The sequence below is a fragment of the Spiroplasma sp. hyd1 genome, from assembly GCF_016082235.1.
Lineage (GTDB): Bacteria > Bacillota_I > Bacilli_A > Mycoplasmatales > Mycoplasmataceae > Spiroplasma > Spiroplasma poulsonii.
The window spans coordinates 1-13,683 of record NZ_JXYY01000037.1; the positions used below are offsets into that span (position 1 = coordinate 1).

The following is a 13,683-nucleotide window of genomic DNA, read 5'->3' on the forward strand; positions in this document are numbered from 1 at the left end:
TAAAACTGTTAATTAAACATCACTTATATGAATATATTAAAATATTCCTTTTCGTTTTGTTTAAATTTATTTTTAAGAAAAAGTATTTTAAATAATAATCTCATTAATAGGATCGTTAGTCCAATAAAGGTACAAAAGGAAGGAAATAAAAAAATGACACCACATATTAATGCAAAACCAACGGATATTGCAAAAGTTGTTTTAATGCCCGGTGATCCGTTACGAGCAAAAGCAATTGCGGAAAAATATTTGACCGATTACAAATTAGTCAATGAGGTTCGAAATATGTTTATGTATACAGGAAAATATCAAGATATTGAAATTACAATTGCTGGAAGTGGGATGGGTTGTCCAAGTATTGGAATTTATTCCTATGAATTATTTAAATTTTATGATGTTGATTATATTATTCGCATTGGTTCAGCGGGTAGTTATAAATCAGAGTTTGAACTATATGATATTTTCAATGTTCGCGAAGCGTTTGGTGAAAGTAATTATGCCAAAATTGCTGCTAATATAGATTCTCATCTAATTCCAGCAAGTGAAAAATTATTCAATACGATTGAAGAGGTAGCGTTAAAGCAAGGAATCAAAACACATACTGGTACTGCCCATGCTGCTGATGTTTTTTATCGCTATGATGAGTCGTTATCATTTACGAAAGAACATAATCTAGATGTTGTTGAAATGGAATCATATGCCTTGTTTGCAAATGCAATTGTGACCAAAAAACAAGCAGCAACATTGCTAACTATTTCTGATAACCTTGTTACAAAACAAGCAGCTTCAGCAATGGAACGCCAAAATAATTTTATGGTAATGGTGCAATTGGCGTTAACAACGGAAGTGCAATTAATGAAATAACCTAACGGAGGAGAAGAAATGAAAATTGCTGTTTTTGGAACTGTTGGTGCTGGGAAAACAAAAGTTAGTGAGACGTTATGTCAACAGTTAAATTATAATTTATTTAAAGAACCCTTAGAAGAAAACCCATATTTTAATGATTTTTATCAGGACATGAAAGGATTTGCCTTTAAAATGCAAATTTACATGTTGACAACCAGAATTGAACAATTTTTTGAAATTGATAATTTAGAAGATACTGTTTTTGATCGCACGATTTTAGAAGATCCGGTTTTTGTTCGGGTTTCACATTTGTTAGAAATTATGAATGATGTTGATTTTAAAGTTTACAATCGTTTTTTTCAAAATGTTATTACACCAATTTTAAAACAAAAATTAGGGTTTGATGTCATTATTTATTTAAAAGTTTCAACAGCAAAAGCTGTTGAACGGATTAATAAGCGTGGCCGCGTATTAGAATTAGAAACGCCATACCATTATTGGGAAAAATTAAATGAACAATATGAGGTCTTATATCATGAATTAAAGGATGATTATCATTTCATTGTTGTTGATGCTGATAACGATAATTTTGCAGAAAAAATGACCTTTATTATGCAGAAATTATTAATGATAGATAATAAAGTTCCTTGTTTAATTTAAAAATAATTATCGTTGATATTTTAAATTTATTAGGAGGAAAACGAAATGAAAGATACAAATAATAATATTGAAACAAAAAGCTTAAGTAATTTACGAATTTTAGGCTTAGATCCAATTATCTATAATAAAACTGGCCATCCAGGGATTGTTTTAAGTGCAGCGCCAATGATGCAAGCAATTTATTTAAACAATTTAATTGCTAATCCAGCTGTCCCCGATTGAATTAATCGTGACCGTTTTGTGCTATCGCCAGGACATGCGTCAACGCTTCAATATGCAATTTTACATTTTGCAGGTTATGATTTATCAATTGATGATTTAAAAAATTATCGCCATATTAATTCAAAAACCCCAGCGCACCCTGAATATGGTGTAACCCCAGGGGTTGATAATTCATCGGGACCATTAGGCCAAGGTGTTGGTTATGGCGTTGGAATGGCATTAGCAGAACAACATTTAGCTGCTAAGTTTAATAAATCAGGACATGACATTATTGATCATTATACTTATGTTTTGTGTAGTGATGGTGATTTACAAGAGGGGGGTGCTCTTGAGGCAATCCAGTTAGCTGGAGTATGAAAGTTAAATAAATTAATTATGTTGTATGATTCAAATGATTGTCAATTAGATACCAAGTGTGATGAAGTTTTAAAAGTAAATTATCAAAAATTTTTTGAAGCACAAAATTGAAATTATATTCGCGTTGATAATGCTGATGAAGATTTAACAGCAATTAAAAAGGCAATCACAGCAGCGCAAAAAAGTGATAAGCCAACTTTAATTGAGTGTAAAACAATTATTGGTTATGGGCATCCAAAACAAGGCTCACCAATGCATTCATCACCGTTTACAGCAGAAGAAATGCAACAAGTGCAAACCTTTTATGATTTTGAACATCCGCAATTTTATGTTGACCCAGATGTTAAAACTTATTGAAAGGATGCTTTTATTAAACGCGGTCAAGAAACATACCAAACATGAGCAAAAAAATTAAAAGCTTATCAAACTGCTTTTCCCGAGGAATTCAAGCAATTATTTGCTGCTCCGACTGTTGAATTTGATGCTTTTAAATCCTTTTTAACAACTGATCAAAATAAAAAAGCAGGAACAAGAATTATTATGGGGGATGTTTTTAAATATTATCAACAAAAATGTCCTAATAATATGTTTGGTGGTAGTGCTGATTTGGGAACAGCGACAAAGATTATTGGTTATAATGGTTCATGAACAATTAAGACACCCCAAAATAATAATATTCATTTTGGGGTTCGGGAATTTGCCGCCGGGACAATTAGCATTGGAATTGAATTACATCAAGGATTAAAAGGATTTAATTCAACGTTTTTAATTTTTTCTGATTATATGAAACCGTGCATTAGAATGGCATGTATTCAAAATTTACCGGTTATTTTTGCTTTTTCACATGACTCAATTGGGGTTGGTTTTGATGGTAAGTCGCACCAGCCAGTTGAACAATTAGCAATGTTACGAAATTGTCCGAATTTAAACGTTTTACGTCCCGCTGATATTAATGAAGCAATTGGTTGTTTAAAACTTGTTGTTGAAACAAAAAAAACGCCTTCAGCATTAATTTTATCGCGCCAAGATACCCCTTATCAGTTAGCTACAACTTGTTATAAAAAAACATTGCAGGGAGGATATATTGTTGTTGAAGAAGACAAGACAAAACCATTAACGGCAATTATTATTGCAACAGGAACCGAAGTCCCAATTGCAATTAATGCGGCTAAGACAATGAAAGCAAATATTCGGGTGGTTTCAATGCCATCGGTTGAATTATTTGACCAGCAACCAATTGCTTATCAAGAAAGCGTAATTCCAAAAGACTTTCCAAAAGTAATTGCAATTGAGTTTTCTAATGACTATGTTTGATACAAATTTGTTGGTAAAACTGGTTTAGTAATTGGTGTTGATGATTATGGTTTATCAGGAAGTGCTGATGCTGTTATTAAGTACAAATGCTTAGATCAAGACACGATTATTCAAAGAATTGAAAAATATTTAGGTTAAGTAATGAATGATTTACCCAAAATTTTAGAACAGAAAGTTTTTTATGTTATTCGTAATCAAGATTATAATGTTGCCCAGCAAATTTGTGAAATGTTAATCAATTTGCAAGTGACATGTTTAGAATTAACTTTTACAATTCCAAAGGTTGAATTATTAATTAAAGCATTACGAAAAAAATATCCAACAATTTTAGTTGGCGCTGGAACCGTTTTAACATTAGCAGAAGCAATCTTAGCAGCTGAAGCAGGAGCACAATTTTTAGTTGGCCCTGTTTTTAACCCGACAGTTAGTGAATTTTGTCATCGCAAAGGATTATTGTATATTCCAGGAGCAATGACCTTACAGGAAGTGACGAATATTGTTAATGCTGATTGAGAAATTATTAAGATTTTTCCAGCGACTGCTTTTAAATTAAATTTTATTCAAACTTTAAAAACCTTTTTTCCAACAAAAACATATATGGCTTCAGGGGGAATTAATTTAACAAATTTAAAAGAAGCAAAAACGCTAGGGTATGACTTAGTAGCAGTTGGGGCTTTTGTAACGGGTGATATTAATAATAAAATTTTTGAACAAGAAAAAATAAAAACAATAATTAGCACAATTAACCAAGAAGGAGGATAATAATGCAAGATAATAAAAAAGTAATTTATAATGCTGGAAGCATGTTTACTGAAGCACAATGAAATACCCGAAAAGTAGAAGGGGATCGGTTACGAGCAATGTTTCCTGATTTTATTATTGGAAATCCAGTTGATTTTGAAACAAATCAAACCGTCCGTCCAACTAATAAAGCAATTTTTGACTTAGATTATGCTGGTTTAACCACCGCTGATTATGTCATTTTTGAGTTAGATGGATGAGATTCTGGGACTCATATGGAATTTGGATTAATCGTCGAACAAGCAATTCATAATAAGAAAAAATATCTCTTCCCAATTATTTCTGATTTTCGAGTACAACAGGGAATTTTAAAAGGAGAATGTCCTGGTTTTGGCCTAAATGAAATGTTAACAGGGGCATTGTATCATGAACCGTTAAATAGTGGTAATGTTCCTCAAATTACTTTATGTAGTTCACATGCAATGGCGTGTGCAGCAATTAAAGCGATTGAAACTGGGGATGTAAAAGATTATCGCCAAAAATATGATATAAAAGAAATCTTTAAAGAAGATAAATTATATCATGGCTTTGATTGTCATATTTAATCCCGTTGTTTCAAAAAAATATTATTTAAATAAAAAGCAATATTTTATAAATTAAAGGAATAAAATATTGCTTTTTTAGTGTTAAAATGTTATGATTTAATTGTCTCAAACATTTGATTACAAATTAATTATGGAAAACTAATTTACATCAATTGTTTAAATTGTTCTGACCTCGTTCTTTAACTAATATTGAAAAATAATAAGTAAAAAAATAGAGTAACAATAAGTTAAACTTTTAATTTATAAATTAGAAAATATTGAAAGGAGAATATTAAATAGACTTCTTGCATTACTTGTTAAAAAATTGCAAATATTTGTAAAAAAGATACTAATAGAAAAATATAATTTTAATTAATTATGTTTTTTATTTAAAAATTTAATATTTTTCCACAACGAAAAATTAATTTATTATTTAAATTATTTAATTTTAAATAAATATTTTATGTTAAATATAATAATTGTAAATTATAAATTGAGGCAATTAAATTAAATCTTAAACCAAATCTTTTTCTTCGATTACGATATTTTTCTGTAATAATTTTAAATTTTTTAAGAATAGCAAAAATATTTTCAATAATAATTCTCATTTTTGAAACTAGTCTATTATATTGCTTTTGTTCTTTGTTTAAAGGGTTTTNNTGTTTTCTTTGTAGGTATTAGAACATTATTGTGATTTTTTTGTATTCCTTGATAACCACTATCAACTATTAATTTGGTATTTTTTAAAATTGGGATTTTTGATTCTTTAAATAAAGCATAATCATGTTTTTTTCCGAGCGAAAAACTTGTTGCAATAATTTTTTTGGTTTCTTGTTCGATAATTACTTGTGTTTTGATCGTGTGTTTTTTCTTTTTACCAGAATAAGATTGTTTTTGTCTTTTTTTGGGCGTTGGATTGGAGTTTCGGTAGCATCAATAATAATAGTTTTATCATTAAAATAATCATTTATTAGTGCTTTTTTACCAGCAAGTTGTTGAAAATCAGAGTTTTTAATTAAAATATCTTCAATTCACTTAATATTACGATAACAATTAGCCTCACTAATATCAAAACTTTTACCAAGATGAAAATAAGTCTGATATTCTCGTCAATATAATAAAGTCATCAATAATCTATTTTCTAATGATAATTTATTAGTTTTACCACCTTTTTTAAATTTTTCTATTTCAGCAACTTTTAAAATATCTAACATTTTATTAAAAGTGGATTTTTTTATTCCTGTTAATCTTAACCATTCTCTATCATTAAGAGTATTAAATTTATTATTGTTCATATTTTTATGTCCTCATAAATTATATTTTATAATAATATTTTAATAAAAAAGGGTATCGCAAGAAGTCTAATATAAATGGATCAAAATTATATCTATGGAAATTCAGAAGGTTCTTTTGAAGGAAAAAAACCAGATAATCTATGTCGTGCTGGTTGTATTTTATCGATTGTTATATCATCAATTTTATTAGGGTTTTTTGTTCTTTGTGCATTATTAGCTTTTGTTATGACAACTGGTTACTTTGCTGGTTTTGGGGCAATGGCTGGAATTATGTACTTAATAATTGGGTCAGTTCAAATTGCCCCAATAATATTGTGCACCAGTGTTTTAAAGGGTAAAGCAGAATCACACATTGCTGCTGGAATTGTTTCGTTATTATTTTCATTTTTAATCGGTGGAATTTTAATTTTAGTGGGTAAATATGAAATCGATAAATCACGACCAATTATCATTAATCAACAACAAGATTAATGTTATTAAGGAAACTATTATTGTAAAATAATAGTTTTTTTATTAGACTTCTTGCGATACCCTTTTTTATTAAAATATTATTATAAAATATAATTTATGAGGACATAAAAATATGAACAATAATAAATTTAATACTCTTAATGATAGAGAATGGTTAAGATTAACAGGAATAAAAAAATCCACTTTTAATAAAATGTTAGATATTTTAAAAGTTGCTGAAATAGAAAAATTTAAAAAAGGTGGTAAAACTAATAAATTATCATTAGAAAATAGATTATTGATGACTTTATTATATTGACGAGAATATCAGACTTATTTTCATCTTGGTAAAAGTTTTGATATTAGTGAGGCTAATTGTTATCGTAATATTAAGTGAATTGAAGATATTTTAATTAAAAACTCTGATTTTCAACAACTTGCTGGTAAAAAAGCACTAATAAATGATTATTTTAATGATAAAACTATTATTATTGATGCTACCGAAACTCCAATCCAACGCCCAAAAAAAGACAAAAACAATCTTATTCTGGTAAAAAGAAAAAACACACGATCAAAACACAAGTAATTATCGAACAAGAAACCAAAAAAATTATTGCAACAAGTTTTTCGCTCGGAAAAAAACATGATTATGCTTTATTTAAAGAATCAAAAATCCCAATTTTAAAAAATACCAAATTAATAGTTGATAGTGGTTATCAAGGAATACAAAAAAATCACAATAATGTTCTAATACCTACAAAGAAAACAAAGAAAAACCCTTTAAACAAAGAACAAAAGCAATATAATAGACTAGTTTCAAAAATGAGAATTATTATTGAAAATATTTTTGCTATTCTTAAAAAATTTAAAATTATTACAGAAAAATATCGTAATCGAAGAAAAAGATTTGGTTTAAGATTTAATTTAATTGCCTCAATTTATAATTTACAATTATTATATTTAACATAAAATATTTATTTAAAATTAAATAATTTAAATAATAAATTAATTTTTCGTTGTGGAAAAATATTAAATTTTTAAATAAAAAACATAATTAATTAAAATTATATTTTTCTATTAGTATCTTTTTTACAAATATTTGCAATTTTTTAACAAGTAATGCAAGAAGTCTATTGTTATTTTAAGGTAATAAGGCTTATTTTATGCTATACATTATTTTAATATTAATGTTATAATAAAATGAGCAAAATATGATGAAAGTTATGGTGATGAAAATGAAAACAAATTTTATTACGAAATATCAAAGATTTATTAATGCTTTCTTTGTTATTTTTTTAGGATATATTTTTTTCTCATCATCTTTTTCAATTATTAATCTTGAAGATAATTATAGTTTCTTAAATATTGCATTAAATTTATTGTATTTGTTTTTATCAAGTATTATTTTTCTTTTTTTCACGGGAATTCTCACGCAAATCTTAGTTAATTTTCAGCAAATTAAAAAAGAAACGCTTTCAACTTGAAAAGTAATTTTATATTCAAATTGGCAAATTATTATCTTATGATTAGGTAATATTTTCATAATTTCAAGTGTTTTATTTTTTGGTGAAACTTCATTAATGATGCAATTAAAAATAATAATTAGTTATAAAGCAATATATTTTTTTCTAGTTATTTTTTGTTATGTTTTTTATGCAATTTTTACGCTTAGTTTTATTGCAATGTTATTACTATTTCGTTTATATATTGGGTATTTAAAAAATATTAATGATGTTATTTTTTCTAGTTATCAAACATTTTGAGCAGTAACACTAACAAATGATGTTTTTTGTCAACAACAAAAATTATCATTTTCCCTTTTATTAATGTTATTATTAGGGTTTGCTAGAGATCGCTGATTTTTTAAATGTACTTGTCTTATTGATAATTTACGTAAAACCGAACTATTAACACAATTTAAAAAACAATCAACACCACCTTGTTTTATTTTTAATTAAATTCAAAAATTAAAAAATAAGAGAAAGAGTGTGAAAAAATGCCTGGTTTTAAGTTATTATTTAAAAACAATTTTAAAAACACAGTTAAAAATAAAATTCAATTTGTTGGATTAGTTATTTTAGTGTTTTTAACTAGTTTTATTTTTACAATTATTGAAGTTTCAAAACAGCGTGTTGAGAATAATTATAATAATTTTATTTTAGAACAAGTAAGTAATCAACATGATTTTGTTATTAATTTTGCTCAAACTAATTATGTTAAAAACCCAAATGGGGGGATTGATCAGTTTGAAAATATTACTGATGGTAATTTACGACAAAATGCTATTTTAGAGTTTATTAAACAACAAGTTAATAATAATGATGAAAGTTTTTCTTATGATCGTGTTGAAGCACGAACATTTAGTTTGGGAAATAATAAAGTTATTAAAGCAGTAACATTAAATCCAAAACAAGCAATTGATCGGTTTATTGTTTCGGTTGGAATGCCAATTGCTTTTTATGAACAATATTGAGAATCAATTAATCGTGAAACAATGCACTGAATTTATTTAACGCCGCAATTTGCGCAAAAAAATCATATTAAAATTAATGATGTTATTCGATTACAAACAGACCGTTATGGAACAACAATTAAAGTTGCTGATAGTGAATTACAAAAAGTTAATTTAGTGTCATATGAACATCAAGATATCAATAAATGGTTACCAACATCACCATATAGTAATGAAAATTGATTTCGTGTAGTTGGGTTTGGTCAATCTGCTGATTATATTACACCAATTATTGATGCATCACATCCATTTCCAAATATGAATAACGAAGGAATTGCGTATTTAGATCCACGTTTATTTGGATTAGTTGAAACAGAAGTTGCTGATACAACAGGACAACATTATCAAGTAACAGCCTTAGATTCAACAAGACAAGTGCTAATTCCAGAAAGTCAGTTAGATCGTGAAATTTATTATGTTGGAAAATTTAGTCAAACGAACAAGGATAATATTCGTAGTGTTTATAGTCAAACGATTAATAATTATATTAATAGTGAACAAGGCCAACATATTGGGTTACATTCATATTATGTTAAAACATTATCGATTGGTTTACCAGTTGCTACTTTTCGAACCGATCATCGTTATGAATTTGCTAAGCGGATTACTTATTTTACAACAACATTAAATTCCTTTATTAGGGGGTCATATATTTTAATTACTGTTTTATTAATTATTTCCTTTTTTGTCCTAATCTTAGTGGTTCGTCGCCAAATTGATGCAACCGGACCACAAAACGGATTATTACGAGCATTAGGATATCGTCGTCGTGTATTAACACTTAGTTATATTTCTTATCCCTTAATGATTGCATTAATTGGGGGTGTTATTGGTTACGCTAGTGGAATTAGTGGCCAATTTACGATTAAATACTTATTTGGGACATATTTTAATTTACCATATGGTAATTTTGTCTTTGCACCACTCGCATTATTAACTTGTGTTTTGTTTATTTTTGTTTTATTAACTTGAGTCACAATAATTAGTGGAACAATCATGATGGTATCACGAACACCACTGCAATTAATTCGGAAAGAAAAAACGTTTTCAAATGGACGTTTAAAAAAAGCGGTTTATAAAATGTTTGCAATTCGGAAAACATTTGATGCTCGTTTTCAAGCGGTGCAATTATCAAATTCATTAGGAAAAATGGTTGGAGTTTCCTTAACAATGATTATTAGTACGATTATGATTACAATGTCGACAACAATTCCAATTATTTTACAAAACAATATTCGTTATTCATATGAAGGAGATAATTATAAAACATTAGTTGAATATAATAGTCCGATTTATAATTTACCAATGACCTTTTTAAAAACTTATGATCCAACGCAAAAACCGTGAGATAGTAAGAATAGTTTTTTACCAAATACTAATATGACAAGTGATTCAAACCAATATCTACGCGATTTTGTAACAGGGCAAATTAATCCCGAGAATTATACACCAACATATAATGCTGAAGATATGCGCTCATTACCATATTCTAATATTTCAAAAGAATTTTCAGAAAGTAAAAAACTGCAATCAAAGGATGCTGTTTCATCAAAAGCAATTTGTACAACATTATGAGGTGATTACAAGGATTTTGGTTTAAGTAGTTTAACAAAAACAACAATTGAACAATATTTACGAACAACAGAAACAGCACGCGAAAATATTAGTGCTTTAGAAAATTACCGCTTATTTTATTGAAAATATCGTGACACACTTGCTTTAAATATTAAACGTGACAAGTATTTTGATAAAACCGGGAATATTAGTTTAAATGATAATTTAGAGCAAGAAATGTTCACGCAGAGTGATTATCAAAGAGATTTTGGACAAGGAAATGCTGTTATTGTGCTAGACAATAATCATTTTCGTCCAGCATTGGAACAACCATTGACAACATCGTTTTATGATGTCCTAGATTCAGGAACAGGAAGCGACTTTAATACTCGTTTAAAAAAACCAATGTATGATTTATATAATTGAATTTATGCTTATTTTGTTGATAATGTTAATCAATGTTTTATTCAAGGAGCTTATTCACGTTCACCACAAACAGTTCGTGTTAAAATGCAAGAAGCCTTTAAAACACCAAATAATAATTTTAATTTAACATTTGGGGTAATTCCTTTTAATCCGTTAACTGATGATCGTGGAACAATGGTTAATGCTGAAGTTAATAGTATTGATTTTAAAATGTATGGAATTAATCAAACCTTTAAAAATCAAGTATTAACTAATAAAAATAAAGAAGATTTAAAACAAAAATTATTTACATCAAATAATAACATTGTTCTAAATGAAACATTGGCCAAACGATTAGGAATTGCAGTTGGTGATACTATTGATCCACGCATTATTCAAAAAGCATTACTAGCAAGTGATTCTAGTGTTACGGCGGATAGTATTTTACAAGGGTGAGATGCAAGTGAGGTAACGGGTGCTAGTGGTGCTGTTGGCAATGTTGGAAAACTAATGTTTAATGGTGATAATAACTATAAAAATAGTGTTTTAAAAGAAAACACTAATGAATATGTTTTAAAAAGTGGGATTGATATTACTGACCCCACCTTTACAAGATTAACAATTTTAAACGATAAAATTGTTAATGGAAGTTATACAATTACTAATCAAACTAATTCTTCACAATTTAAAGTTGTCGGGATTACAAACCAATTTGGTGCTGCTCGGGCTTGAATTAATGAGGAACGTGCACAACAGTTGTTAGGATATGATAAAACACGAGATTATTTATTACGCTTATTCTTAAATGAATGAAGTAATTCTTTTATTAAAAATAATAACACGTTATCAGCAGCAAATAAAACTAGTTTAAATATGTTAGAAGCGTTTATTCAACAGCATCCTGCCACAGCAGGGAATAAGCATTTATGAGATGAATTTGTTAAGTACTGAAGAACAGGACAAAGTAGTGTTGATTGAATTGCTGTGTTTCAAAATGAATATCCTATTTTTAACTATAAAATTTCAAATAGTAGTAAAGTTGATGATATTGAAGCAGGATTAGGAACAAGTCAATTATTTGGTGATTATAGTTTTTATGGATTAAATGGTGGTATTAAACCCGTAACAGGAATTTCTTATCCAGCATATTCAAATAGTACTTTTGGTACTTTAATGCCAATTGAACAAGCTAAAACAATTTTAGGAAACATTGCGAAAGCTGTTAATGGCGTTGTCTTCTTCATCATTGGAATTTCCTTTGTGTTAAGTTTTATGATTATTATTTTAACAAGTAATATTGTAATTGCTGAAAATCAAACAATTATTGCAACAATGAAAGTTCTGGGATATCGTAACCGGTATATTACAAAATTAGTTATTGGAATGTATATTCCGATTATTGTCATAATGACAATTGCCGGATTTGGTTTTGGTTGGCTCTTCTTAACGATTTCTAATATGATTTTAATTAGAATTGGATTAGTATTGCCATTATTTATCAATATAATGATTCCAATTGTTGCAATTGGCAGTGGCTTATTATTATACTTTATTGCTTATTTAATTAGTTGATTTAATATGAATCGCATTAATCCATTAATTGCGATTATGAATGCGGATTAAGGAGGGGATTAGGATGAAAAAACTGTTAGCGATTTTGACAACTAGTGTTTTAACAATAACACCAGTGACGACAATTATTAGTTGTAATAAAAGTGATGACTGAAATAATATTCCAGTTGATCTACCAGTGTTACCATTAGAAGTAACTGGGTTTGAGGGGATTAATTTTAAAACAATTAATCCGCAAGATTCTAAACAAACAATTCCCAAATTATTAGAACAATTAGCACAATTGTTTCAAGGATCAAAATGAAATTTTAATCAATTAGTTAAAAATTATAAATTTAATAATCAATCAAAAGCACCAAGTGAAATTGATTTATATCGAAATGGTAATTATGAATTAAATTTTAATGATGGTACAACAGTTAATACGATAAAGATTAATAAGACAGTAATAACTTCAAATCATCTTGCTGATAAGATAAAAAGTATTGATTTAGGTGTTATTGATGATGCTCGGCCAAAAACAATTTTAATTGCAATTGTTTTTAACAATATGCAACTTATTTCAGAATTAGATAAATTTGGTGAATTTTTTATTGGTGAACAAACACCCAAAATTTGAAATCAACAAATTAGTCAGGTACCAAACATTGTAGTTAATAAAGACCAAACTGAAGCTATTTTAAAAACAGGAAAAGACCATTGAAGTGAACATGATGATCCAACGAAAGATTACTATGGTTCAATTACTATTCACTTTTCAGTTAAGACACCAGAACCTCCAGTGAAACAAGAAGATTTAGGAGCAATGAAATTAACGACAAATTTAGGAAAATTACCAAAAGTTACAATTTTGCAAACAATGATGATGTTTATTAGTGCTAACTTTGTTAGTCAGTTAAAACGCTTAAGTGCTTTATTAAATGATTTATATTTAACGATTAATGATGATCAAAAGGGTGGAACAATTGTTGCTTATGATCACTCTAAATATTATACTGGTGAAGTTGAATTAACTTTTAATTAATTACCAAAAATATTTTAAAAAAAACCTTAATTAAGGTTTTTTTATTTTAAAAATATGATATAATATTTTTCCAAAAATTATGGTATAATGTATATAGAAAAAACTGTTGTATAAGAAAACACTATGATAGAAAAATATTAGGCTCTG

Annotated in this window: 10 protein-coding genes and 1 pseudogene; 10 read left to right on the top strand and 1 reads right to left on the bottom strand. The window is 27.7% G+C overall.

Annotated elements, in window-relative coordinates; genetic code table 4:
• The first annotated feature begins 153 nt into the window (after window positions 1-153).
• Genes deoD through TS70_RS04485 form a run of 5 tightly spaced genes read left to right on the top strand, consistent with a single transcriptional unit; the run spans window position 154 to window position 4,745 of the window.
• Complete coding sequence (deoD, locus tag TS70_RS04465) at window positions 154-864, top strand: purine-nucleoside phosphorylase (RefSeq protein WP_198049535.1); 711 nt, start codon at window positions 154-156, stop codon at window positions 862-864.
• 18 nt (window positions 865-882) lie between these two features.
• Window positions 883-1,506, top strand: a complete 624-nt coding sequence (locus TS70_RS04470; RefSeq protein ID WP_127093152.1) for a deoxynucleoside kinase — start codon at window positions 883-885, stop codon at window positions 1,504-1,506.
• A 45-nt stretch (window positions 1,507-1,551) separates the two neighbouring features.
• Window positions 1,552-3,537, top strand: coding sequence for a transketolase (tkt, locus tag TS70_RS08610; RefSeq protein ID WP_040093338.1), 1,986 nt, complete (start codon window positions 1,552-1,554; stop codon window positions 3,535-3,537).
• A gap of 3 nt (window positions 3,538-3,540) precedes the next feature.
• Window positions 3,541-4,161, top strand: coding sequence for a bifunctional 4-hydroxy-2-oxoglutarate aldolase/2-dehydro-3-deoxy-phosphogluconate aldolase (locus TS70_RS04480; RefSeq protein ID WP_127093150.1), 621 nt, complete (start codon window positions 3,541-3,543; stop codon window positions 4,159-4,161).
• Window positions 4,162-4,163: 2 nt separating this feature from the next.
• On the top strand, window positions 4,164-4,745 hold the full coding sequence (locus TS70_RS04485) for a hypothetical protein (protein ID WP_040093343.1): 582 nt from the start codon (window positions 4,164-4,166) through the stop codon (window positions 4,743-4,745).
• A gap of 440 nt (window positions 4,746-5,185) precedes the next feature.
• On the opposite strand, the pseudogene TS70_RS04490 reads toward TS70_RS04485, so the two are convergent.
• Window positions 5,186-6,019: pseudogene (locus TS70_RS04490) on the bottom strand (IS5 family transposase).
• A gap of 75 nt (window positions 6,020-6,094) precedes the next feature.
• Between TS70_RS04490 and TS70_RS04495 the strand changes: the two are divergent.
• The 5 genes from TS70_RS04495 to TS70_RS08620 all read left to right on the top strand — a co-directional run bounded on the left by TS70_RS04495 (window position 6,095) and on the right by TS70_RS08620 (window position 13,536).
• Entirely contained in the window at window positions 6,095-6,490 is a 396-nt protein-coding gene (locus tag TS70_RS04495) for a hypothetical protein (protein ID WP_040093344.1), read from the top strand.
• Between the two features lie 112 nt (window positions 6,491-6,602).
• Window positions 6,603-7,438 (top strand): IS5 family transposase gene (locus TS70_RS04500; protein ID WP_105628856.1). Its coding sequence is split into 2 segments (ribosomal slippage): window positions 6,603-6,999 and window positions 6,999-7,438, totalling 837 coding nucleotides; the frame shifts between segments, so codons are not numbered across the junction.
• A gap of 242 nt (window positions 7,439-7,680) precedes the next feature.
• On the top strand, window positions 7,681-8,427 hold the full coding sequence (locus TS70_RS04505; protein ID WP_227991457.1) for a hypothetical protein: 747 nt from the start codon (window positions 7,681-7,683) through the stop codon (window positions 8,425-8,427).
• 38 nt (window positions 8,428-8,465) lie between these two features.
• Window positions 8,466-12,563 (top strand): ABC transporter permease, encoded by a 4,098-nt coding sequence (locus TS70_RS08615; protein ID WP_198049536.1) that lies wholly within the window; start codon window positions 8,466-8,468, stop codon window positions 12,561-12,563.
• Between the two features lie 13 nt (window positions 12,564-12,576).
• On the top strand, window positions 12,577-13,536 hold the full coding sequence (locus TS70_RS08620) for a lipoprotein (RefSeq protein WP_127093236.1): 960 nt from the start codon (window positions 12,577-12,579) through the stop codon (window positions 13,534-13,536).
• Window positions 13,537-13,683 lie beyond the last annotated feature (147 nt).